General features: G+C 42.6%; 25 protein-coding genes. 14 read left to right on the forward strand and 11 right to left on the reverse strand.

What is annotated here, in order from left to right; genetic code table 11:
- Positions 1-26: 26 nt before the first annotated feature.
- The 6 genes from CLV25_RS01990 to CLV25_RS02015 are packed head-to-tail and all read right to left on the reverse strand — an operon-like array spanning position 27 to position 5377.
- Positions 27-512 carry a dihydrofolate reductase gene (locus CLV25_RS01990; protein WP_131837957.1) on the reverse strand — a complete coding sequence of 162 codons (486 nt, stop codon included), beginning with the start codon at positions 510-512 and terminating at the stop codon, positions 27-29.
- The gene (locus tag CLV25_RS01995; RefSeq protein WP_131837958.1) at positions 509-1303 is read right to left on the reverse strand and encodes a thymidylate synthase; all 795 of its coding nucleotides are present in this window, start codon (positions 1301-1303) and stop codon (positions 509-511) included. Before CLV25_RS01995 ends, CLV25_RS01990 begins: the two co-directional genes overlap by 4 nt.
- Positions 1300-2238 (reverse strand): nucleoside recognition protein, encoded by a 939-nt coding sequence (locus CLV25_RS02000; RefSeq protein WP_131837959.1) that lies wholly within the window; start codon positions 2236-2238, stop codon positions 1300-1302. Before CLV25_RS02000 ends, CLV25_RS01995 begins: the two co-directional genes overlap by 4 nt.
- Positions 2238-2987, reverse strand: coding sequence for a UDP-2,3-diacylglucosamine diphosphatase (locus CLV25_RS02005; protein ID WP_131837960.1), 750 nt, complete (start codon positions 2985-2987; stop codon positions 2238-2240). Before CLV25_RS02005 ends, CLV25_RS02000 begins: the two co-directional genes overlap by 1 nt.
- A gap of 3 nt (positions 2988-2990) precedes the next feature.
- Complete coding sequence (locus CLV25_RS02010; RefSeq protein WP_131837961.1) at positions 2991-4124, reverse strand: TlpA disulfide reductase family protein; 1134 nt, start codon at positions 4122-4124, stop codon at positions 2991-2993.
- A gap of 14 nt (positions 4125-4138) precedes the next feature.
- Positions 4139-5377, reverse strand: coding sequence for a TlpA family protein disulfide reductase (locus tag CLV25_RS02015; RefSeq protein WP_131837962.1), 1239 nt, complete (start codon positions 5375-5377; stop codon positions 4139-4141).
- 127 nt (positions 5378-5504) lie between these two features.
- On the opposite strand from CLV25_RS02015, the gene ribF reads away from it, so the two are divergent.
- The 3 genes from ribF (at position 5505) to CLV25_RS02030 (ending at position 8241) form a co-directional block, all read left to right on the forward strand.
- A complete protein-coding gene (gene ribF / locus CLV25_RS02020) occupies positions 5505-6443 on the forward strand; it encodes a riboflavin biosynthesis protein RibF (RefSeq protein ID WP_131837963.1) in 939 nt (312 codons plus the stop codon).
- Positions 6444-6514: 71 nt separating this feature from the next.
- Positions 6515-7162, forward strand: coding sequence for an HAD family hydrolase (locus CLV25_RS02025; protein WP_131837964.1), 648 nt, complete (start codon positions 6515-6517; stop codon positions 7160-7162).
- Positions 7163-7239: 77 nt separating this feature from the next.
- On the forward strand, positions 7240-8241 hold the full coding sequence (locus CLV25_RS02030; protein ID WP_131837965.1) for a hypothetical protein: 1002 nt from the start codon (positions 7240-7242) through the stop codon (positions 8239-8241).
- Between the two features lie 69 nt (positions 8242-8310).
- Here the strand turns inward: CLV25_RS02030 and CLV25_RS02035 are convergent, their stop codons facing one another.
- On the reverse strand, positions 8311-8922 hold the full coding sequence (locus tag CLV25_RS02035; RefSeq protein WP_131837966.1) for a bifunctional nuclease family protein: 612 nt from the start codon (positions 8920-8922) through the stop codon (positions 8311-8313).
- 201 nt (positions 8923-9123) lie between these two features.
- Between CLV25_RS02035 and rplU the strand changes: the two genes are divergently transcribed.
- The 8 genes from rplU to CLV25_RS02075 all read left to right on the forward strand — a co-directional run bounded on the left by rplU (position 9124) and on the right by CLV25_RS02075 (position 14886).
- Positions 9124-9435: a 50S ribosomal protein L21 gene (rplU, locus tag CLV25_RS02040; RefSeq protein WP_047449184.1), complete on the forward strand. Its 312-nt coding sequence runs from the start codon at positions 9124-9126 to the stop codon at positions 9433-9435.
- A 19-nt stretch (positions 9436-9454) separates the two neighbouring features.
- Positions 9455-9715 (forward strand): 50S ribosomal protein L27, encoded by a 261-nt coding sequence (rpmA, locus tag CLV25_RS02045; RefSeq protein ID WP_131837967.1) that lies wholly within the window; start codon positions 9455-9457, stop codon positions 9713-9715.
- A 98-nt stretch (positions 9716-9813) separates the two neighbouring features.
- A complete protein-coding gene (gene serS, locus CLV25_RS02050) occupies positions 9814-11091 on the forward strand; it encodes a serine--tRNA ligase (RefSeq protein ID WP_131837968.1) in 1278 nt (425 codons plus the stop codon).
- A gap of 81 nt (positions 11092-11172) precedes the next feature.
- Positions 11173-11484 (forward strand): DUF4286 family protein, encoded by a 312-nt coding sequence (locus tag CLV25_RS02055; RefSeq protein WP_131837969.1) that lies wholly within the window; start codon positions 11173-11175, stop codon positions 11482-11484.
- 6 nt (positions 11485-11490) lie between these two features.
- Positions 11491-12378 carry a DMT family transporter gene (locus CLV25_RS02060; protein ID WP_131837970.1) on the forward strand — a complete coding sequence of 296 codons (888 nt, stop codon included), beginning with the start codon at positions 11491-11493 and terminating at the stop codon, positions 12376-12378.
- Positions 12379-12945: a crossover junction endodeoxyribonuclease RuvC gene (ruvC, locus tag CLV25_RS02065; protein ID WP_131837971.1), complete on the forward strand. Its 567-nt coding sequence runs from the start codon at positions 12379-12381 to the stop codon at positions 12943-12945. It abuts the gene before it with no gap.
- Positions 12946-13061: 116 nt separating this feature from the next.
- Positions 13062-13667, forward strand: a complete 606-nt coding sequence (locus CLV25_RS02070) for a DUF4254 domain-containing protein (protein WP_131837972.1) — start codon at positions 13062-13064, stop codon at positions 13665-13667.
- A 181-nt stretch (positions 13668-13848) separates the two neighbouring features.
- Positions 13849-14886: a glycosyltransferase family 9 protein gene (locus CLV25_RS02075; RefSeq protein ID WP_131837973.1), complete on the forward strand. Its 1038-nt coding sequence runs from the start codon at positions 13849-13851 to the stop codon at positions 14884-14886.
- 692 nt (positions 14887-15578) lie between these two features.
- Here CLV25_RS02075 and CLV25_RS02080 read toward each other — a convergent pair.
- Positions 15579-15974, reverse strand: coding sequence for an HIT family protein (locus CLV25_RS02080; RefSeq protein WP_131837974.1), 396 nt, complete (start codon positions 15972-15974; stop codon positions 15579-15581).
- Positions 15975-15986: 12 nt separating this feature from the next.
- A complete protein-coding gene (gene greA / locus CLV25_RS02085; protein WP_131837975.1) occupies positions 15987-16460 on the reverse strand; it encodes a transcription elongation factor GreA in 474 nt (157 codons plus the stop codon).
- Positions 16461-16719: 259 nt separating this feature from the next.
- On the opposite strand from greA, the gene CLV25_RS02090 reads away from it, so the two are divergent.
- Positions 16720-17145 (forward strand): Rieske (2Fe-2S) protein, encoded by a 426-nt coding sequence (locus CLV25_RS02090; protein ID WP_131837976.1) that lies wholly within the window; start codon positions 16720-16722, stop codon positions 17143-17145.
- A gap of 53 nt (positions 17146-17198) precedes the next feature.
- On the opposite strand, the gene CLV25_RS02095 is transcribed toward CLV25_RS02090, so the two are convergent.
- On the reverse strand, positions 17199-18521 hold the full coding sequence (locus CLV25_RS02095) for a peptide MFS transporter (RefSeq protein WP_131837977.1): 1323 nt from the start codon (positions 18519-18521) through the stop codon (positions 17199-17201).
- A 206-nt stretch (positions 18522-18727) separates the two neighbouring features.
- The gene (locus CLV25_RS02100; protein ID WP_131837978.1) at positions 18728-20266 is read right to left on the reverse strand and encodes a YifB family Mg chelatase-like AAA ATPase; all 1539 of its coding nucleotides are present in this window, start codon (positions 20264-20266) and stop codon (positions 18728-18730) included.
- Between the two features lie 240 nt (positions 20267-20506).
- Here CLV25_RS02100 and CLV25_RS02105 point away from each other — a divergent pair, with 240 nt between their 5' ends.
- Both CLV25_RS02105 and mutL read left to right on the forward strand, forming a co-directional pair.
- Positions 20507-20797 carry a hypothetical protein gene (locus tag CLV25_RS02105; RefSeq protein ID WP_131837979.1) on the forward strand — a complete coding sequence of 97 codons (291 nt, stop codon included), beginning with the start codon at positions 20507-20509 and terminating at the stop codon, positions 20795-20797.
- A 14-nt stretch (positions 20798-20811) separates the two neighbouring features.
- Positions 20812-22677 carry a DNA mismatch repair endonuclease MutL gene (gene mutL / locus CLV25_RS02110; RefSeq protein WP_131837980.1) on the forward strand — a complete coding sequence of 622 codons (1866 nt, stop codon included), beginning with the start codon at positions 20812-20814 and terminating at the stop codon, positions 22675-22677.
- The last annotated feature ends 10 nt before the right edge of the window (positions 22678-22687 follow it).

Consider the following 22687-nt stretch of genomic DNA (forward strand, 5'->3'; position numbering starts at 1 on the left):
TACAATTTTTATACCATTTCCCGGTTTTACCCAATCTTTTTATAGGTCACAAACGAAAAGGGATGCTCAAATGCAGCGCCGCGCTCATGATCAACTCGTTCAGCTACGCTCCACTCATCGTAGTTAACCTCTGGGAAAAAGGTATCGCCCTCGTAGGGGTAGTCGACATGGGTGATGTAGAGCGTATCGGCCATCGGCAACGATTGGCGGTAGATCTCTCCCCCTCCAATGATAAAGACGCGCTCGTCCGATGAAGCAGCCTTTACGGCATCTTCGAGCGAATGGTAAAGTTCAACACGATCGTCCAGCTGGCTAATCGACCGCGACACCACAATATTCCGGCGGTTGGGCAGCGGGCGTCCAATGGACTCGTAGGTCTTCCGCCCCATGATAACGGTCCCCCCCTGCGTAAGCGCCTTAAAGAACTTCAGGTCCTCGGTGATGTGCCAAAGCAGCTGGTTGTCCTTCCCGATGGCATTGTTGCTCGCCATGGCTACTACAATTGCAATCATACGGCGATATCGGCTTTAATGGATGGATGCGAATTGTACCCCTCGAGCGTAAAATCTTCGTACTTGAAGTCGAAAATTGATGCTACCTGAGGGTTTAGGCGCATGGTTGGCAGCGGCAGCGGAGTGCGGCTCAGCTGCAGGTTTACCTGCTCCATATGGTTTAGGTAGATGTGCGCATCGCCTAACGTGTGGACAAAGGTTCCTGGCTTAAGACCGGTTACCTGCGCCATCATCAGCGTTAGCAGCGCATACGAGGCAATATTAAATGGTACGCCAAGAAAGACATCGGCGCTGCGCTGGTAGAGCTGGCACGAGAGCTTGCCATCAGCAACGTAAAACTGAAACATCACGTGGCAAGGAGGCAGCTTCATCTTGTCGATATCCGAAACATTCCACGCGCTAACAATATGCCTGCGCGAGTCGGGATTATTCTTTATCGATTCCACCACCTGAGCAAGCTGATCGGTTGTAGAGCCATCGGGGTTCTTCCAGTTGCGCCACTGGTAACCGTAAATAGGACCAAGATCGCCGTTTTCGTCGGCCCACTCGTCCCAAATGGTTACCTTATTATCGTGAAGGTATTTTATGTTGGTATCACCATTAATAAACCAGAGCAGCTCGTGTATAATCGAGCGCAGGTGCAGTTTCTTTGTGGTAAGCAAGGGAAAGCCATCGGCAAGGTTAAAGCGCATTTGGTAGCCAAAAATGCTCTTAGTACCTACTCCAGTTCTGTCGCTTTTTACAACGCCTTCATCGAGAATTGTCTTTAGCAAATCGTGATATTGCTTCATGCAGTTACAAACTTGTGATTACGATACAACGAAAATCTTACAATCCAAACAATCAGCGCAGCAAAGGCCAAACGAATGGAAAGCATCCAAAAAACAGACGCGCCAATTGCAGCAAACAGCAGCAAATCTTCGAGATTGCTGTGCGAGACGGCAACATGGTAATTCAATAAATCAGCCTCTTCCTTGGAGATATTGCCAGCCTCCACCTCCGAAATCATCACTGCCGATCCGTACGCCAAACCAAGCGTATTGGCAACAATCCACAGAAATGAAGTCCGACTTGGCAACCCAAAGATGGCCAAAAGCGGACGAAGAACCTTCGAGAGCACCTCTATTATGCCAAGCTGCCGCATCACCTGCTGCAATAGGTTAAGGGCAAACACCAGCACTACCACCTTAATAGAGAGTAGAATTGAGGACTCTAGCCAACTATAAAGAACATCGGTTAAGCCAACATTTGGTCCTGTGCTGCTGCTTGTCACTACCGACAGGGTAGCTGCAGGAACAAGAAAATTCATAACAACTAACGAAAGAATGGACAACCCCAGCCTCGTAGCCACCATAGCCATCGCCGACGAGCCCGTTTTACGCTGTACCGCAGTTTCCACAATCAGGTTGTGCGCTATCAAGCTCGAAATTGCCAGTATCGTAATGGCCCTATCGTCAAAGGTAAAGGTAGACATAACGGCTATTGCCGAATAGATGTTTACCAATGCAGCCGTAATGTAAACAAGAGCAGCCTCTCCGGGTAGTCCCACCAGCTTAAACAGCGGCGAGGTGTAATGCGATATAAAATCGATTACCCCAAGATACTGCAACAGTACCACTCCTAACGATATCGGAATCATCAAACGAAGTATCCAAACAGCGGATTTTAGCGAAGGTGTAAAGCACCCCTTTACGATAGCAACAACTTTATTGAGTAGAATCTCCATTATCCTTCAAATTTTACAAGGTGCATGCGCTCTCCGTCAAAAACTCCGTATACGCTAGAAACAATCCAGTCTCCAAGAATAAACATTTGAGTTTTACCATTCAAATCGATCTCTACAGGAGTATGCCGATGCCCGAATACCATGTAATCGTACATATTAACAGAGGCTTCCTTTACCGAAAAACGGTAGATATACTCCTTCTCGCCACGGTAAACTTCAGCAATACCTTTAGAATACCGGCTCTTATACGACCACTTATGGGCAAGCCAAAACGCCAAGTTCGGATGAACCAGATTCGAAAAAAGGAATTGAGAGACTTTCCACGTAAAAAACCACTTCATAAGCTTATAGCTCCAATCCATATTCCCAAGCCCATCACCATGATGCAAGAAAAAGCGCTTACCGCCAAACTCGCAAACAAATGGTTTGGAATGCAGGATAACGCCACACTCGGTATGCAAATAATCGTAAGCCCAAATATCATGGTTTCCCGTAAAGAAGCGTACGGTAATTCCACTATCCGTAATTTCCGACAGTTTGCCTAAAAAACGAGAAAAGCCCCGAGGTACCACTTTCTTATACTCATACCAAAAATCAAAGATATCGCCAAGCAGGATGATCTCTTCCGCATCCTGCTTAGCCATATCTAACCACCTCACAAAACGTTTTTCGCGCTCTATTGGAGGCTCTATTCCTGGTAATCCCAAGTGAACATCGGAGGCAAAGTATACCTTTTTGCCCTTTTGCATTCGCTATTTTAAAGCTTTGAGAATTTGCGATTCAAGGTCATTCCCAAACAAGTCGCGCCCTATCAAATCGCCGTTCTTACTGATAAGGAAGTTTGCGGGAATTGACTTTACATTATACACCGTGGCTGCTGGTGAGTTTGAACCAAGAAAATCGGAAACACAGATCCATTGAAGCTTTTGACGCTGAACGGCTGCAATCCAAGGAGCCTTTGTTGCTAACGACACTTGGTAAACTTCGAAACCTTTTGATTTATACTTATCGTAAACCTTAACCAAGCCAAGGTTTCCTTCCAGCGACTCCTGATTTGCAGGATCCCAAAAATCGAGTAGCACCACTTTACCCTTTAGCGATGAGAGTTTAATAAGTTTTCCGTACTGATTTCTTAATGATATTTCTGGAATACCTACTGTTTCCACCTTTTTCGAGGAAATTATATCGCCAAGAAGCACATCGTTCTCCATTTGCTTGTAATGCTTCTTGAGCGAAATTACGTAGGCAGACTTAGGATAACTTACAGCCAATGAATCAGAAAGTAGTTTAAAATAGTTCAAATCATCAAGAGATCCAAAGACATTAGTGCTACCTGGTAGCTGAGAATAAATTGCAAACAAGCTTGCCATACTCTTGGGGTTGGTAATAATAAACTTAATAAACTCTCGCTTACAGTTTACAAACACCTTCCCCATTTTATACTCTATAGAATCTGCAGGACTGGCATGCAGCTGGTTTAAAGAGTCTAACGATGAAATTGTTGAGTTCAACAGATTCGATATTGTACGAATATCCTCAGAAGTTTTTGATCCATTTACAGTATACGATCGTTCAAGTCGGGTTGCATCACCTGATAGCCTAACCGTTTCACCTCGTTCAAGAAAAAGGGTAACAAAGTTATTCCCATCAACTTTCACCAAATAGAACGTGGGCTCCTGATCTTTATCAAACTTAATTTTAAACTTAAAAGTACCATCTTTGGTAGCCACAGCAGAATCTATAACCTCCGAAGTACCAACCCCCAACTTTTCGAGATAGACGGTTTTACTTCCAAAGTTGGTAAACTCCCCTTTAATCTTAGCACTATTCCGTGAGCAAGAGGTTAATGCGATAACTGCAGCAATTAGAAAAACTAATTTTCTCATAAAGTAATATTCGTTTATTGGTCTGAAGTGTTTTCTAAAACAGTCGTTTGAGCAGAGGCCGTATCACGTCGCATAAGATAGGGCCTAACTAAATACCACCGAAGGGTATCGTAAAGACTTTTCCCCAGCACATTTTTAGCAACAACAACACCCTGCCTATTTATTATAAAATTAGAAGGAATACAGGCAACCCGATATTCTTTAACTATGGAAGAGTTCCACATTCTAAATTCAGAACAATGCTTCCATTGGCGCATATCGGGCGTTAAAGCACCATTTAGTTCCCTTAAATTTCGATCCAATGACACCTGTACTATCTCAAAACCATACGGCTTATACTTCTTGTAAACCTCCACCAGCTGGCTATTCTCATTCGCAGACGTTTTAGCCCATGATGCCCAAAAGTTCAAAAGCACGTATCGCCCCTTAAGCTTCGATAACGAGACTGTATCTCCACCCAGCGATTTTAACCTAAAATCAGGTGCTAAACTACCTTCTACAACCGACTCTTTATTTAATTTTTGATTATTTAACTGATAGCGAACTGTCTGCATCCGCATATGAAAAGCTTTTACGATTGAACTTTCTGGATACTTTCTAAAGAGTATCGAATCTACCAGCAAAAAGTATCGCAAATCAGCCTTCGCGTTAAGCATATACGAAACGGAATCGAACCTTTGATAAAGAGCCGGAATGGAAGACAAGGAGCCTTTGTTTTGAACAACGTAGTTCCTCAAAAAACTTCTGTATTGGGTAATCTGATCATTAAAAGACTGCTTCAAGACTCGTCTCAAACTATCATACCGATAGTTGTACTTTAAAGTATCAAATTGGATTTGAATAAGGTGCAGACGCCTCCGAAAATTCAAAAGGGAATCATTGAGCATTTTAAGTTGTCCAAATCCGCTGGAGCCTTTAACCTCTGCGGAACGCCAACTTGCGCCTCTTGGCAAGGTTATGTCAATTTGTTCGCTGGGAGAAGCAATAATGACTACCCCCTCCTTAGTTGGCCTATCAGAGACCTCAAAAAAATCGGGATTAACAAGCGTAAGCCTAAAAGCAAAATTACCCAACGTATCCACCAAAGCCGAATCTACGAGCACTCGTTTCGAAGGTAGAACCTTCGAAAGGTATATTGTCTTACCAGAGTAATCAACTGCTAATCCACTTACTATAGTATTGGCCTTATCCTTGCTACTACATGACGTTAATAGCAACAACGCGGTAAAGACATATAAAATATGCTTGTACATTTCTCTTCTGATATAACAGGATAAAAGTCGAAAAAAAAACGATTAAAACAAACACGTGCCTAAATGCCAATTTGCACGGCTTAAACAAATCATTAAAAAGGTCGTTATATTTGCACAAAAAAATAGAATGAAGATATATAGGCCATTTGAAAAAGAAGTACCTACCGAAGGTGTTGCTACTTTAGGCTTTTTCGATGGTGTACATATTGGTCATCAAACAATACTACAAAAGGTAAAAGAAGAGGCCAAAACCCTAAATGTAGAACCACTAGTACTAACGCTATGGCCACATCCTCGGATCGTACTAGGAAAAAATGCCGACCAGCTATTACTCATTAACACGCTTGATGAAAAAACCAGCCTCATTGCCCATAATGGCTTAGAGCATTTTGTTGTAATACCCTTCACCTTTCAGCTAGCAGAACTATCGGCAGAGGACTTTTTCAAATCCTACTTTGTTGAGTGGCTAAAAATCAAAAAACTAGTTGTAGGATACGATCATCATATAGGGAAAAATGGCTCTGGAGATTTTGAAACCATGCTAAGGTTAGGCAATCGGTATGGGGTATTAGTCGAAAAAATTGAAGCACAAACACACGAAGATATCAGTATCAGTTCAACAAAAATCAGAAATCTTCTATCGCTTGGCGACGTCAACAAAGCCCACAAATACCTTGGTTACAACTACTTTTTATCTGGAATAGTCGAAAAAGGTTTTCAGTTAGGGCGAAAGATTGGCTTTCCAACAGCTAACATTAAGGTTCTCGAAAAGCATAAGTTAATCCCTGCCGATGGTGTTTACGCTGTAAAAGTACTAATAAACGGACTGATTCTTAACGGAATGCTTAACATAGGATACCGCCCAACCATCAGTAAAGATCAACACAAAACAATAGAAGTAAATATTTTCGACTTTAGCAGTTCTATTTACGGTAGCACCATTACCCTTCAGTTCGTAAGTAGAATTCGTAATGAAATGAAATTTAGCGGGATTAACGAACTCAAGCAGCAACTAGAACAAGACAGACTAAAAGCAAAGCAAATCCTACTATCCAATAGCATTTAAAGTGTATTAAATAATTAGCACAACATTTTTTTCCTACGCTACTTTGCGCCGCCAAAAATATAGGATCAAGAATGAAGTATAAAGCTGTCGTTTTCGACATGGATGGTGTGCTAATTGATAGTGAACCTCTGCATAAGCAAATAGAGCAAGAAATGCTCAAAGAACTAGGCGTAAATCTTCCACATGAAGAGCATATCAAGTTTGCAGGCGTTGGCAAAGAAATGTGGACCATACTCAAAGAACAATACGGATATAATAGGGACATAAGCGAAGAAGAGTTGCACGTTGAAAAACGAAAACGCTACTTAGGACAGCTAACATCAAGACCTATTAAACCTATCGAAGGTGTTGTAGAGTTGGTTAAGATTGCAAAAAAAGCAGGTTTAAAGCTCGCTGTAGCCTCGTCATCATCTACAGAAAACATCAACATAGTAACCAAGGCTATAGGCATCTTCACGGATATGGACATTATTGTTAGTGGCGACGATATGCCACGAACAAAGCCCTATCCCGACATCTTCATAAAAACAGCCGAACTACTAAAACTACATACAAACGAATGCCTTGTAATTGAGGACTCATCTAATGGAGTAAAAGCAGCAAAAATGGCTGGCATGTACTGTGTTGCTTTTCGCAACCCCAATTCGGGAAACCAAAACCTAAGTCTAGCGGATAAAATCGTCAATAACATACAAGAGATTCCAGAATTGCTTGCTTAGCACAAAAAAAGAATAAAAAAAACAACACTTCTTCCTTTCAATTTGTTACTTGTTAAGTAATTATAATTGGAAGAAAAATGAAGAAGCCACTTTTACTCCTTGTTGCTGCAGCAATCTATGCTTCAGGGTGCATGAAATCGTACAATCAGCCTAAAGTTGATCTACTTATGGCTTATCCTTTCCCAAGCCACCACAACAATGTGGAGGCGTACTATAACGCGGATAAGTTTCCTGATCCCCGAACCTACATCAAAGTTGGCATCTTTCAGCAAACGACCAACTCTGCCAACATTGACAAGCAAATCCCTATCCTAAAACGCATAGCACAGCAATACGGAGCTGATGGGATACTTATTCTAGGCATCAACGAAGATGGTACAAAAGTTGCCTCCAAATACAATCTTGGCGATGAAGTTATCAACATCTTAAACCATCGAAAAGTAACAGACTACTACAGCAACCTAAAGAATACCGAAATTACTTTTCTTGCGATAAAGTTCAGAAAGAATCTTAACAATGTTGACCAAATAGTAAAGAATATGCTGATGTATAAGTACGACACTAAAAGCAAAAACTACAAACTGGTTGACATCTACAGATTCTCGTTCGACAACCAAATCGTATCTGGCAATCAAAAGAACCCAGACTTTCAAGATCTAAAATCATACTCAAGTTTCTTCCTAACCTACGACAAGTCCCCTAATTGGAAAGAAAGCACACGTAGCAAAAACCTCATTGTGCGCGAGTACAACGACCTTAACAGTCCTCGAATGATAAGCAGCACGTCGCTAAACAACGATGGAAGCATTGAAAAAATTATAAAACTATATCCACGAACACAAAAAAAAGAAACCATAACCTACACCTATCAAGAAAACAAACCTGTAGGCAGAATCATTATTACCAAGGATAACTCGATAATAGAGGAGCAGTACAACTTAAACAAGCAAAATAAAATAGAAGAAGTCACGATATACGATCGTAAAGAAAAAGTAAAAACGCCAAGGTACAAGCTCACCTTTAACTATTATAGCACAAACGACCTAGATTCCATCCTCGTTAAAAGCAAGCCAAACTAAAAATGCGAAGGAGGGGGTATAATGCCCCCTCCTTCGCATTCCTTCACTAAAGGTTTTCTTTATTTTATTTTACTTTTCTTCGTTTTTCCTACGTTGGATTTCATCACGAATATGAGACGCTCTCTCATAATCTTCTAGTTCTATGGCCTCCTTTAGCATACTATTCAAAGATTCAAGATTCAGAGCCTCAAATTCGGTCTCATCATAACTTGAATGTTCTTCAAAAAAGGCACCTCCATCTTCAGAAGATTCTTCAGACTCCACATCCTCTTCCTCAATATATACTCCAGCTCTATCAACAATATCAGATGTCGTAAATATTGGGCATTTAAAGCGAAGAGCAAGAGCAATAGCATCACTTGTTCTAGAGTCTATAACAACCTCCCTTTCGCCATTAAAGCAAACCAGCTGCGAGTAAAACACACCATCTTCAAGACGGTATATGTTTACCTCAAGAAGTTCTATGTTGAATGATTTTGAAAAGGATAGAAACAAATCATGGGTAAGCGGACGTGGTGGTGTTAGACCTTCCAAATGAATTGCAATAGACTGCGCCTCGAATCCTCCAATAATAATAGGAATGCGCCTCTGACCGCCTTCCTCCGAAAGCACCAAAGCATAAGCGCCTGATTGCGTTTGACTATAGGATATGCCGAGTACATTTAGCCTTACCTTCTGCATCCTTTGCTAGATAAACGGGTGGTCATAAATTTAAAAGCCTAAGTTATATATTTTGTCCATAGTTTTAGCGCCCCATCCTCTTTTTTGCAAAAAAAGATTTTCCAAGAAAACTTGCCGTATTTATTCACGATTCGTTGTGTATATAAACTGATTTTCCTAAATTTGCCGTTCGAATCGAATTGTACAAATTAAACAGAACCGATGTACGCAATCGTAGAAATCGCAGGACAGCAGTTCAAAGTACAAAAAGATCAGAAGCTTTATGTAAACCGTCTAAAGGGTGACGAAGGAACCCAAGTTAGCTTCGATCGTGTACTGCTAGTCGACAATGACGGACAGGTTAAGATTGGTGCACCTGCAGTAGAAGGCGCCAAAGTAAACGCTAAAATTCTCTCTCACCTTAAGGGCGATAAGGTTATCGTATTTAAGAAAAAGAGAAGAAAAGGTTACAAAAAATGCAACGGCCACCGTTCATACCTTTCTCAGATTTTAGTAGAAGACATTATTGCGTAATTTTTAAAGAAGTAGAACAATGGCTCACAAAAAAGGTGTCGGTAGTTCCAAGAACGGTAGAGAATCGGAAAGTAAACGACTAGGTCTTAAACTTTTCGGAGGTCAAACTGCAAAGGCTGGAAACATCATCGTGCGTCAAAGAGGCACCAAGCACAACCCAGGCCTTAACGTAGGTATGGGTAAGGATCACACCCTATTTGCGCTTGTTGATGGTGTTGTTTCTTTCAGAAAGAAGAACAACAAGTCTTTTGTAAACGTAGAGCCTATTTCAGCCGAGTAGGTAAAATTTACGTCAATAACGTATTACGATCTCCTGTCTTTTTTGCAACTTTGCTGTTGCGAGACAGGAGATTTTAATTTATACAAAATACATCTCACATGCTAACCCTCAAGCAAATTAGAGAAGATAAGGATCTAGCCATTAAACGCCTTGCCGTTAAAGGCTTTGATTCTTCTGCAATTATCGATGAGATTATTGCACTGGACGATGAACGCAAGGCCATTCAGGCAAAGGTTGATGCCGACCTTGCTGAGATGAACAACATATCGCGCCAAATTGGGGTAATGTTCAGTCAAGGTAAACAGCTAGAAGCCAACACCCTTAAACAGAAAACCCTTGACATGAAAGAGGCTACCAAAGTTTTGCAGGTAAGGCTATCGGAAGTAGAGCAACTACTAGAACAGAAGATTGTGCTATTACCCAACTTCCCTAGCGAACTGGTACCCGAAGGCAAATCGGCATCAGACAATGTTGTAGTACGCCAAAGCGACAACATCCCTAATCTAGATAAGGCTACGGCACTACCTCACTGGGAACTTGCAAAAAAATACGACATCATCGATTTTGAACTCGGTGTTAAGCTAACTGGAGCAGGATTCCCTGTATACAAAGGTCAAGGAGCAAGACTACAAAGAGCGCTAATATCCTTCTTCCTTGACGAGAATACCTCAGCAGGATACACCGAAGTAATGCCTCCGCTTATGGTAAATGAAGCATCAGGCTTTGGGACGGGTCAACTTCCCGACAAAGAAGGGCAAATGTACCACGCCACTGTTGACAACTTCTACCTCATCCCAACCGCAGAGGTTCCTGTAACGAATATTTTTCGCGACGTAATCCTAAACAGCAAGGAGCTGCCTATAAAGATGACGGCTTACACACCCTGCTTCCGTCGCGAAGCAGGATCTTACGGCAAAGACGTCCGAGGACTTAACCGTCTTCACCAATTCGACAAGGTTGAGATCGTTCAGATTGCCCACCCCAACGAGTCGTACAAAACACTCGACGGAATGGTTGCCCACGTGGAAAACATTGTAAAGAAACTAGGCCTACCTTACCGCATTCTTAGGCTTTGCGGTGGAGACATGAGCTTTACCTCCGCCCTAACCTACGACTTCGAGGTTTACTCTGCAGCACAAGAGCGTTGGCTAGAAGTTTCATCCGTTTCAAACTTCGAAGGGTTTCAAGCCAATCGTCTTAAGCTTCGCTTTAAGGAGGATGGAGAAAAGAAGACACAGCTTGCGCACACTCTCAATGGCAGTTCGCTAGCCTTACCCCGTATTGTTGCGGCGCTACTCGAGAACAACCAAACTGAAAAAGGAATTCATATCCCTGAAGTGCTTCAACCATATACTGGATTTGAGTACATTTGCTAATAAGCATTTTATTTGCTAAATATGTGGGCACATCAAAAAAGTTGATGTGCCCTTTTTATCGACACATAACAACCACCAAACATGCCAGGATTCATCATTAACACAACCTTTAGCGTCGACAAATCTGTCAATCAGCCGTGGCTCGAATGGATTCAGAAAGATTTTATCCCTTTTGTACAGAACTCTGGAATCTGCAAAAGCCATCTACTTAGTAGGGTAATGCTCCAAGGTGGAGAAGAAGATTACACCTATTCCCTCCAAGTTAGAATAAGCGATCCTCAACAAAGCCTTCTATACGACTCACTCTGCCATACTGCACTCGAAAAGCAACTCCCTGAAATGTTCCCTAACACAGTCTACTACTTTAAAACTGTTTTAAAAATCATCGAGTAGTTTCGAATGCACAACCACAGCAAGAGCTATCTTTTTGCGGTGCTCACCATTTTGTTTTGGAGCACCGTAGCCTCTGCCTTTAAAATAGCACTAAAGCAAGCAACAATACCTCAAGTTTTGTTTATTGCTTCAGCAACCTCGTTCATTATCCTTGGATTAATACTCCCATTCCTCGGATTTAAAAAAGTGCTAAAACAATCTCGTCAGGATTTACTACGATCAGCAGTTCTAGGATTCCTCAACCCGTTCGCCTACTACATCATTCTATTTAAGGCCTACTCCCTGCTTCCTGCTCAAGTAGCACAGCCTCTTAACCAGATATGGCCTTTAACTTTAGCCTTTCTCGCCGTTCCTATCCTCAACCAAAAACTTCCAAAGTCGACTCTCACCAGCCTAATTGTATGCTTTACTGGAGTCGTAATCATAGCTTCACAGGGAGAAGTTCGCATATTCAACCAGTCTAACCCATGGGGAGTAGCACTAGCGTTATCGAGTTCTATTGTTTGGTCGCTCTACTGGCTAGTTAACGTAAAAGATAACCGACACTTTGCCGTTAAGCTTTTCACCAATTTTGGGTTCTCGACAGCATATTTGCTAATACTATCTTCCTTTCAAAAAGACTTTTACACCTTCAGCATCGAGGGCATATTCAGCAGCATCTACATAGGTGTTTTTGAAATGGGAATTAGCTTTTTATTCTGGATGAAAGCCCTAGAGTTAGCCAAATCTGCAGCAAAAATTGGCTTAATGGTTTACCTCGTGCCGTTTATTTCTCTTATTTTCATACACCTCATTGTAGGAGAACAAATAAGAACAACAACACTAGTAGGATTAAGCATTGTCGTTTTAGGGTTGCTATACCAGCAAAAGGACCAACTATTAAAAAAGGAGTAAATCTTGGTGAATAAGGAAGAAAAAATAATACTCGGGATTGACCCTGGAACAAATCTGATGGGTTACGGAGTCATTTCGGTAAAAGGCCAAAATGTACGGTTGGTATGCATGGGCATAATCGATCTGAAAAAGTTGGGCGATCACTACATAAAGCTGGCAAAAATATTTGAAAAGGTAACCGCAATAATAGACCAGTACCATCCAGATGAGCTTGCCATTGAGGCTCCCTTTTTCGGCAAGAATGTTCAATCTATGCTTAAGCTGGGAAGAGCGCAAGGGGTTGCGATGGCGGCTTGCCTTGCTCGTCAAATTCCTATTTTTGAGTATTCGCCCCGAAAAGTTAAGATGGCCATTACAGGGCAAGGTGCATCGTCGAAGGAGCAGGTTGCTGCAATGCTAAAAAACATCCTCAAAGAAAAGGAGCTACCACAATCGACGTTCGACGCAACCGACGCCCTTGGAATTGCCGTATGCCACTTTTTCCAATCGAACAAACCCGATAGCGAAAAATCATTCAACAGCTGGGCCGATTTCATCAGCAAAAATCCAGCACGATTGAAAAAGTAAGCAGAAGAAACTCCCGTATAGCACATCTAGGGCACCCTAAAGAGATAAAAACAGCTACAGGTTTGTATTTATAGCATAATACGCTACTTTTGCTGACAAACTACAAATTTACTCGTATGAAATTTAGCGCTTTATGTAACAAGTTATTCGACCAGTGCGTTGAAAACTACCACATTGCAGACCATGTTGATAGCGTTTTTGAAAACCCGTATGAGCCTCAGACTATCGAAAACATCCTATACCTAAAGAATAGAATTGATGCGGTGCAGTGGCACTTGGAGGATATTATCCGTGATCCTAACATTGATCCCGTAGAAGCCCTTGCCTTAAAACGCAGAATTGACAAGTCGAACCAGGATCGTACCGATTTGGTTGAAATGATCGACAGCTATTTCCTTGAGAAGTACGCCCACATCAAACCGCTCCAAGATGCAGTAATCAATACAGAAAGCCCTGCTTGGGCCATCGACCGCCTATCGATTCTTGCACTTAAGATTTACCACATGCAGCAAGAGGTAAACCGTACCGATACCGATGCGGCACACCTAGAGCAATGCTCCAATAAGCTGAGAATACTACTCGAGCAAAGAGTAGACCTCTCAACCGCTATCGACCAGCTTATTGACGATATCGAAGCAGGCCGACGCTACATGAAGGTTTACAAGCAAATGAAGATGTACAACGACCCTTCGCTTAACCCAGTTCTTTACGGAAAGAAGTAGCCGCCAACCCTTAAAATAAGCCAAAGCCCTTTTTACAAAAGGGCTTTTTGCTTCCCAAATACCCCATAGCCTCCAGTGCAAGCACGTTAGGCGTAAAAAAACATCGCCTAACAACCAATTTAGTTTTAGTAAAACCGAGGCATTTAGTACCTTTGCTCTACCGAATACACTGCCTGCATATATGAATAGTAAACCTGCAAAAATCCTTGTAATCCGCCTATCGGCACTTGGCGATGTTGCAATGACAATACCTGTTATTCACTCTCTTGTAAAGCAGCACCCCAATGTCGAGGTTACCGTTATCTCAAAACCTTGGGTTAGGCCCCTCTTCGAGACGCTTGACGTCAGGTTCGTAGGCGCCGACATTCGTAAAGGTAGAAAAGGAGTCGCAGATTTCTTCCGCTTCTTTTTCATGCTGCGCAGAATGGAGAATTGGGATATCGTTGTCGACCTACACGATGTTATCTTCTCGAAGCTGCTCCGAAAGCTATTCCGCCTATGCGGAACCCCGGTTGTTACGATCGACAAGGGGCGTCAAGATAAGAAGGAGCTGGTTATGTACCCTAACAAGAAGTTCAGGCAGCTACCAACCACGTTTGAGCGCTACTCGGACACGCTAAAGCGGGCAAACCTTCCGGTAAAGGTTGAGTTCGACACCATTTTCCCAACAAGCATCCCCCTCACTAAGGATATTGCAGACATACTCGGCAACAAGGAAGCCAAATGGATTGGAATTGCCCCATTTGCCCAGCACAAGGGGAAGGTTTACCCTCCCGAAAAAATGGAACAGGTTGTTCAGTACTTCAGCCAACGAAATGACGTTAAGGTCATCCTCTTTGGAGGAGGAAAGGCCGAAGTTGCCGCTCTAAAAGAATGGGAAGATAAGTATGAGAATGCCGTCTCGGTAGCTGGCAAAATTAAGCTTGGCCAAGAGCTATTGGTCATGGACAAGCTAGACGTAATGGTATCCATGGACTCGGCCAACATGCACCTAGCTTCGCTTACCGCAACCCCCGTTGTTTCGATATGGGGAGCAACGCACCCCTATGCAGGCTTCTACGGATGGAAGCAACCGATAAAAAACATCATTCAGCTCGACCTTGACTGTCGTCCCTGCTCGGTATACGGCAATAAGGAGTGCATGTGGGGCGACTACCGCTGCATGAACAGCATAACCCCCGAAAGTATAATCAAGAAGATCGAAGAGGTAATTGGCTGATGCAACTGGAGCCCCATCGATCCACAACGCCTTCCCCTTTTTGATGGCTAACAACGAAACCTCCGAGCAGCAAAAAGGCCTACAAGTTAGGATGCAAACCGTTTTGGCATACCCCTAAAGAGGTATGCCCATCCAAATTCTTGATAGTACAACCGCGATCCGAGCATAGGTATAGCCCTCTTCTATTTCGAGTTCACCCACCCCAACACCTCTCCTACCGTTGCGCTTTTGCCTGAAGCAAACGCCAAATTGGCGCTGACAAGATCGGTAAAGGTGTACGCATTTGGTGCTTTCGTGCACCATTTTGGTGCATAAGCGAACGGGTTTGGTGTATAAGTGATTGCCCTTGGTGCTTCAACGAACGCATTTGGTGTATATATGTTCACACTAGGAGGTTAAGCGAACGCCTTTGGTGTACAGCTCAACGTCGAAGGAGGCTTTCCTTAAACGAATTCGATATAAGCTAAAGGCTAAGCCGAATAAGCGACGGCTAAAGGGCATAGCATCGAGGCTCTAAGGCTCTACGGCGAAGCCTATCTTCAATTCCACCAAGCAACGCCGATTAGGCAGCTAAAGCCTTGTGGAAGAAATCCCGTTAACGGAAAAGAAGAGGGAGGCTTGCTAAATCGACGGATGCGGATAGCGTATTTTGCAGGGGGAACTCAATAAAAAAGAGGGCTTATAGCCCTCTTTTACTTAATACTTTCAGCAATTGATTTGGCAATCTCCTGAAATTCTTCGGGAGAAAGCTTCAGCTTCTCTCTTCGAAAATCGAGATCGGACTCCTTGTTAAGCGGTACTAGGTGTATATGCGCATGAGGAACCTCCATTCCTAAAACCGCCACACCTACCCGTTTGCAAGGAATTGCAGCTTCAATACCTTTCGCCACCTTTTGAGCAAAAATGGCCATCCCCGCTAAAACCTGGGGATCTAGGTCGAAAAGATAGTCAACCTCCACCTTAGGCACTACCAGCGTATGCCCCTTAGCCATTGGCGAGATATCAAGGAACGCATAGTAACGATCATCCTCGGCAACCTTGTAGCAAGGAATCTCGCCATTGATAATTCTAGTAAAAATTGATGCCATCTTCTTAGAGCTTTATCGTGAAATTTCTAGAACTTCGAAGCTAACCAAACCCGCAGGGATTTGCACCTCAACCAAATCGCCCACCTTTTTTCCTAGCAGCGCTTTGGCGATGGGAGTTCCCGTAGAAATTTTACCCTCCTTTATATTTGCCTCGTTTTCCGATACCAAGGTGTACTGCATCGTAGCGTTGGTCTTCACATTTTTAATCTTGACCTTATTCAGTATTTGTACGGTGCTGGTATCTATTTTTGATTCGTCGATAATACGGCCGTTGGCAACGGTATCCTCAAGCTTTGCAATACGCATCTCGAGCAAGCCTTGAGCCTCTTTAGCGGCATCATATTCGGCATTTTCAGAAAGGTCACCTTTATCTCGAGCCTCTGCTATCTGGCGGGCTATGGCAGGGCGCTCTACATTCTTTAGGTGCTCAAGCTCTGTTTTTAGCTTGTTGTAACCTTCTTCTGTAAGATATATCACTTTAGACATAGCTCTTGTTTTAAGGTTTAAATAAAAAAGAAAGAATTCCAGCAAGCTGGAACTCTTTCGTACCACAAATATATACATATTTTAATTCTTCCGCCATTCTTTAACAATCTAAATTGACGACATGCTTACCATCAAGCTCAACATCATAGGAATACCATCAAGGTTAATCCTTCTAAGAAAACGAATACGCTGCAGAAATATCCATGCAAAGCAGAAATGTTGATGTTTAATCGCTATAATTGCGCTCAAAGAAATTCGGATGAAAACAAGATCGGCAATAATCGCAATCGCTGTACTTTCCTTTTTGGGATGCGCCAAAGAAGAGAAGCCAGTACTCCCCCAAACGATGGTTAATTTAGCAATTTCGCTTACCGACCCAAGCTACATACTGCTACAGAATCCTTTAACCGCAGCAAAGGTAAGCTACTTTAACGCACTGCCCGTTGGCTATCTTGGCAATGGCGTGATCATCGTCAATACTGGAACCGGCTACAATGCCTTTGATGCCACATGTACCAACCAAGACCGCAAAAGTATCACCATCGTCGATCAGTTTTTTGGAGAGTGCCCTGTTTGCAAAACGCGCTACAACCTGCTTAATGGTTACGCCGAAGGCAAAGGCAACCTACATCTGCAACGGTATAACGTTACGCCAAATGGCAACACCCTATACGTGCACAACTAAAAAAGAGGCCCAGCGCTATGCTGAGCCTCCTTTTTATCTAGTACGATGAAGTCCTATCCACGACCGTGCATCAGCTTAACAAGTTTTCCACGAAGAAGGATAACCCCTAACCCTAGCACAATCACAAAGAGAGCAATAGCCCCAAAAGTTACACCATAGCCCCAATCTTTCGAGTAGCCGGCAATGAAGCCTCCCATTAAATGGGCTAAGAATGTAGGAAGGAACCAAATCCCCATAAACATCGAAACCATTCGTTCGGGAGCAAGTTTAGTAATCATCGACAGGCCAATAGGCGAAAGCATAAGTTCCCCAATCGTCTGCAAGAAGTAGGCTGCAATAATCCACATCATTCCTGCTTTTACCCCTAAAGTGCTATACTGATGCACCGCTCCTAGCATAACAATGAATCCCAATCCGAGGAAAACCATACCCATCCCCATTTTTACTGGGATTGATGGATTCTTTCCAATCTTATGCAAGCGCAGCCATAGAGCCGAAATAGCAAATCCCAATACAAAAACAAAGAAGGGATTAATACCCTGAAACCATGCTGTTGGAATAGACCATCCACCTACAGCTTTATCAACATTCTGCTCCGTGAAAACCGTCATCGAACTTCCAGCCTGCTCAAAACCGGTCCAGAAAAAAGTAACAAAGAAGAGAAGCACATAAATAACCGTAAGCCTATCCTTTTCTTCTTTGGTCAGCGTTGCCTTTACAGCGTTTCCATCTTCCAACTTAGCCTTATTAGTCTTTTTAAGCTTACCTATCTCTTTAAGATACTTAGGCGCAAAAACCCAGTATATCAGCATACTCACAAAGACAGCACCCGAAGCAACAAGAAACCCTGCAAGATACCCCCATTGGGTTGCAACAATGCCACAAAGTAGAGGTGCAACAAAAGCACCAACATTAAACAGCTGGTAGTACAACGTAAAAGCACCATCACGACGAGGATCGCCTTGTTCGTAAAGTGCACCAATCATTGATACTACAGTTGGTTTAAAAAAGCCATTTCCAATAGCAATAAGAGTTAGACCGCCCACAAAAGGAACCATTGCGTTATCTAGCGATAAAACTATCAGTCCCAATATGATAAACACGCCCCCTATAGAAACCGACTTACGGCTACCAATAACCCTATCGGCAAGCATTCCTCCAAAAAATGGCAGACCATAGCACAGCGCATTAAACACACCATAGATAATGCCTGCTGAATGTTGAGAAAAGTTCATTCCCGTAAGCTGTCCTGATACACCAGCAATCATATACAGCATTAGAATAGCACGCATACCATAGTAGGCAAAGCGTTCTCCAGCACCAGCAGCCGCAATAAGGTAAAGAGCAGCAGGCTGCTTATTCGTATTCAAACTCATTAGGTAAATTTTAGTTTAGGTTGCGAAGATATTGATAAAATGATTCAACCCTCGATCAACAAAAAAGATTTACACCAAAATTGGAGACATCTTGAGTCGGATCTTTTTCCCTTTTTCTCAACGAGATTAATGATAAAACCACACACAGCGTCCACACATTTCCTTACAATTTATTAATGCACGAAAAAGGGATACCTACCAGTAAGCTATCCAGCCCAATCGTTTCTATCTAGACTGCGGTAGTTGATTGCCTCAGCAATATGGTGCGTCTTAATATCCAAGGATCCTTCGAGATCGGCAATCGTTCGAGAAACCTTAAGGATTCGGTCGTAGGCTCGAGCCGAGAGTCCCAATTTTTCCATGGCATTTTTAAGAATGGCCATTCCAGCATCTGAGAGTTTACAGTACTTCCGAATTAACCTGCTGCTCATCATTGCATTGCAATGTACATTCTGTTCTCCGAAAAATCGATCTTGCTGTATCAGCCTTGCTTTTATAACTCGCTCCCTCACTACGTCACTAGATTCAGCCAACCTCTGTTCCGAAAGTTTATCAAATGGAACAGGCACCACTTCTATTTGAATGTCTATCCGATCCAATAGAGGACCCGAAATTCGGCTCAGATAACGCTGTACCATCCCCGGAGGACAAACACATTCTTTCTCGGGATGATTGTGAAAACCACATGGACAAGGATTCATGGAAGCAACCAGCATAAAGTTGGCTGGATATTCTATAGAAAACTTTGCACGCGAAATAGTAATCTGCCGATCTTCTAAGGGTTGTCGCATAACTTCTAGCACAGCACGCTTAAACTCTGGCAGCTCATCAAGAAACAGAACTCCATTATGCGCTAGGCTAATCTCTCCAGGCTGAGGGTATGTACCTCCGCCTACCAATGCCACGTCTGAAACGGTATGATGTGGCGCACGAAACGGTCGATGCGTAATGAGGCCTCCATTTTTCTCGACCTTCCCAGCCACTGAATGAATTTTTGTGGTTTCCAAGGCCTCTTCTAGCGAAAGAGGGGGAATAATTGTAGGTAGCCGCTTGGCTAACATTGTCTTTCCAGAACCAGGAGCTCCAATCATTATAATATTATGCCCTCCAGCTGCCGCTATTTCGAGAGCACGCTTTACGTTCTCTTGCCCTTTAACATCCGAAAAATCGACGCTGTAGTGGTTTACTGTTTCGGAAAACATTTCATCAACATTGCACTTTTCCGGAGTAAAGTTGCCCTTACCGCACAAAAAATCGACAACCTCCCGAATGTTAGCCATTCCATACACGTCCAGTTCCTTAACTATGGAAGCCTCCTTTGCATTCTGAACAGGAAGAATAAGCCCTTTATAGCCTTCGGCAGCAGCCTGAAGCGCAATAGGGAGTACCCCCTTGACTGGTTGCAATCCTCCATCGAGAGAAAGCTCTCCCATTATAATATATTCATGGAGTTTATCAGACACAATCTGTTCCGATCCTGCTAGAATTCCAATGGCAATTGGCAAGTCGTAAGCCGAGCCTTCTTTCCGAATATCAGCAGGTGCCATGTTGATGATTATCTTATGCCCTGGCATTTTAAAGCCATTGGTCATTAACGCAGACGTTATCCTCTGCTGACTCTCCTTTACGGCACTATCAGGCAGGCCTACCAAAAAAAAGTTAACGCCCGAAGTTACATTAACCTCAACAGTGATGGTGGTTGCCTTTATTCCATACACAGCACTTCCAAATACTTTTACCAACATACTTATTACAATATGGTTACCCCTATAAATGTATGTATTTTTTGATATTGAACAAAAAATACATACATATTTTTTAACAACAACGTTGTATTGGAAAAGAGCCATCCTCTCATATAGCATCTTTCTTTACTCGTCAGTTTCCAAAAATGCGCCAAAATCCAACATCTATTAATACTATATTAAGCATACAAAAGGAAGAATCGTTATTTTTAGGTAGTTTTGCAATAAACAAAGAAAAAGATGATACTTAGATTTTTCAAGCTGCCAAAACATCGCTCTTTTAACTATAAGCCTCGCTACTACGATCCTATTAAAGACGAAGTGCAAGAGAGAGTGAAGCTAATTGAACAAGAAATGAATGCCGACAAAGAAAGCTATGTTCCAGGATCATCCATACGAGGGAACATGAAGCGTCAGTTTCAAAGTTCAAGAAAGGATGTAAAAAAGAACAAGATGCAAACATTAATCATCAGATTAGTGCTGATGATTATAATATTCCTAGTGCTCTATTTCATTCAAAAATATCTCTAACAAACCGCTAAAGAATGTCTGACATTATCGAGCTGCTACCCGATTCCGTCGCCAATCAAATTGCGGCAGGAGAGGTAATTCAACGACCGGCGTCAGCAATCAAAGAACTTATAGAAAATGCCGTTGATGCAGGAAGTAGCGCCATAACCGTCATCATAAAGGATGCCGGGAAAACGCTCATTCAAATAATAGACAACGGCTCTGGCATGAGCGAAACAGATGCTCGCCTAGCTTTCGAACGGCACGCGACGTCGAAAATTCGGTCGGTTCACGACATATTTGGCATTAGTACATTTGGGTTCAGAGGCGAGGCTCTTGCATCTGTAGCATCAATTGCAGAGGTAGATCTCAAGACGCGGAAAGAAGAATCAGAACTCGGCACTCATATTGTCATATCAGGATCAGAACTAATAACCCAAGAGTCAATTAGCTGTCCTGTTGGATCTGTTTTTTCGATAAAAAATATATTTTTCAACGTACCAGCTCGCCGTAAGTTTCTAAAATCAAATAGCGTTGAGCTGCGCCACATCATCAATGAGTTCCAGCGCGTAGCGCTCTGTCACCCAGAGATAGCCTTTTCGTTAATCAATAACGGAACCGAAGTTTACAACCTTCCGGCAACGAACCTAAAGCAACGAATTGTTGGATTGATGGGCAAATCAATAACCAACAATCTTATAGACATCAATACTGAAACTTCTATTGTAAAGGTTTCAGGGTATATTGGCAAGCCAGAACATGCAAAAAAAACGCTTGGAGAACAGTTCTTTTTTGCCAATGGACGCTTCTTTAAAAGTTCATACCTCCAAAAAGCCGTATTTAAAGCCTACGCACAGCTAACCCCAAACGATTACTACCCCTCATTCTTCATTTACCTCGAGGTTGATCCTTCGGCTATCGACATCAACATTCATCCAACAAAAACGGAGATTAAGTTTGAAGATGAAAGCGCCATCTGGCAAATTCTAAACGCATCCGTAAGAGAGTCTATCGGCAAATTCTCTGTATCACCATCCATAGACTTCGACACATACGGTGTAATAGATATTCCTGTTTTCTCGAAAAACGATCCGGTAACAATGCCCGAAATAGACATTAACCCTTCGTTCAACCCCTTCGAAGAAAGCAACAACCATAGCGTGCCAACACTAAATGGGAGTTCGTTTAGGAAAGATACTGCCCCAAAAGGATGGCAAAAGCTATACGAGGGATTTCCATCGAGCGAGAACCATCCTTTTGAAACCTACAAATCTCCATCGTTCATAGAATTCGACGATGAGCCCGAAGTAGAACAAAAAACAATAGATATAGGTAGCACCGATCAGATTTTTTTCCAGATTAAAGGACGGTATATTTTAACTCCGGTAAAATCTGGCGTTATGATAATAGACCAGTCGAAAGCACACCAGCGTATTCTATTTGAGTACTACCTATCAGCAATCGAGTACCATACTGGAATTGTACAACAAGAACTTTTCCCTCAAATTGTAGAGCTAAACCCATCCGACTTCGTGCTACTAGTAGGCATGGTGAGCGAACTACAATGCATCGGATGGGACATCAGACCTAATGGTAGCCAAACTGTTGCAATACATGGTAGCCCAGCATCGCTTTCAAATCAGAATTTTAGGCAAGTTCTCGAGAACTTAATTCAAGAGATGAAGAATGAAGAAGCAGAACTACAAGAATCCACAAAAACAAAAATAGCTAGATCGATGGCCATAGCATCAGCTATTAAGCCAGGACAACAAATGAACGCTTTGGAAATGCAGGATATGTTTGATAAGCTATTTGCCTGCTCGTCCCCCAACATTAGCCCATTAGGAAAACCTACGTTGTTCATCCTCGGGCTCGATGAATTAGAAAATCGTTTTAAGTAAAAAAGGAAAA

The organism is Acetobacteroides hydrogenigenes (assembly GCF_004340205.1).
In the GTDB taxonomy this organism is placed as follows: Bacteria; Bacteroidota; Bacteroidia; order Bacteroidales; family ZOR0009; genus Acetobacteroides; species Acetobacteroides hydrogenigenes.

Coding starts and splice junctions, on each gene's coding strand:
- serS (WP_131837968.1), top strand. CDS start 9,814: ATGCTAACCCTCAAGCAAATTAGAGAAGATAAGGATCTAGCCATTAAA.
- rpmA (WP_131837967.1), top strand. CDS start 9,455: ATGGCTCACAAAAAAGGTGTCGGTAGTTCCAAGAACGGTAGAGAATCG.
- CLV25_RS02100 (WP_131837978.1), bottom strand. CDS start 20,266: ATGTTGGTAAAAGTATTTGGAAGTGCTGTGTATGGAATAAAGGCAACC.
- CLV25_RS02000 (WP_131837959.1), bottom strand. CDS start 2,238: ATGGAGATTCTACTCAATAAAGTTGTTGCTATCGTAAAGGGGTGCTTT.
- CLV25_RS02095 (WP_131837977.1), bottom strand. CDS start 18,521: ATGAGTTTGAATACGAATAAGCAGCCTGCTGCTCTTTACCTTATTGCG.
- CLV25_RS02010 (WP_131837961.1), bottom strand. CDS start 4,124: ATGAGAAAATTAGTTTTTCTAATTGCTGCAGTTATCGCATTAACCTCT.
- CLV25_RS02060 (WP_131837970.1), top strand. CDS start 11,491: ATGCACAACCACAGCAAGAGCTATCTTTTTGCGGTGCTCACCATTTTG.
- CLV25_RS02055 (WP_131837969.1), top strand. CDS start 11,173: ATGCCAGGATTCATCATTAACACAACCTTTAGCGTCGACAAATCTGTC.
- CLV25_RS02070 (WP_131837972.1), top strand. CDS start 13,062: ATGAAATTTAGCGCTTTATGTAACAAGTTATTCGACCAGTGCGTTGAA.
- CLV25_RS02035 (WP_131837966.1), bottom strand. CDS start 8,922: ATGCAGAAGGTAAGGCTAAATGTACTCGGCATATCCTATAGTCAAACG.
- CLV25_RS02025 (WP_131837964.1), top strand. CDS start 6,515: ATGAAGTATAAAGCTGTCGTTTTCGACATGGATGGTGTGCTAATTGAT.
- CLV25_RS02005 (WP_131837960.1), bottom strand. CDS start 2,987: ATGCAAAAGGGCAAAAAGGTATACTTTGCCTCCGATGTTCACTTGGGA.
- CLV25_RS01995 (WP_131837958.1), bottom strand. CDS start 1,303: ATGAAGCAATATCACGATTTGCTAAAGACAATTCTCGATGAAGGCGTT.
- CLV25_RS02105 (WP_131837979.1), top strand. CDS start 20,507: ATGATACTTAGATTTTTCAAGCTGCCAAAACATCGCTCTTTTAACTAT.
- greA (WP_131837975.1), bottom strand. CDS start 16,460: ATGTCTAAAGTGATATATCTTACAGAAGAAGGTTACAACAAGCTAAAA.
- mutL (WP_131837980.1), top strand. CDS start 20,812: ATGTCTGACATTATCGAGCTGCTACCCGATTCCGTCGCCAATCAAATT.
- CLV25_RS02030 (WP_131837965.1), top strand. CDS start 7,240: ATGAAGAAGCCACTTTTACTCCTTGTTGCTGCAGCAATCTATGCTTCA.
- rplU (WP_047449184.1), top strand. CDS start 9,124: ATGTACGCAATCGTAGAAATCGCAGGACAGCAGTTCAAAGTACAAAAA.
- CLV25_RS02080 (WP_131837974.1), bottom strand. CDS start 15,974: ATGGCATCAATTTTTACTAGAATTATCAATGGCGAGATTCCTTGCTAC.
- CLV25_RS02090 (WP_131837976.1), top strand. CDS start 16,720: ATGAAAACAAGATCGGCAATAATCGCAATCGCTGTACTTTCCTTTTTG.
- ribF (WP_131837963.1), top strand. CDS start 5,505: ATGAAGATATATAGGCCATTTGAAAAAGAAGTACCTACCGAAGGTGTT.
- CLV25_RS02015 (WP_131837962.1), bottom strand. CDS start 5,377: ATGTACAAGCATATTTTATATGTCTTTACCGCGTTGTTGCTATTAACG.
- CLV25_RS01990 (WP_131837957.1), bottom strand. CDS start 512: ATGATTGCAATTGTAGTAGCCATGGCGAGCAACAATGCCATCGGGAAG.
- CLV25_RS02075 (WP_131837973.1), top strand. CDS start 13,849: ATGAATAGTAAACCTGCAAAAATCCTTGTAATCCGCCTATCGGCACTT.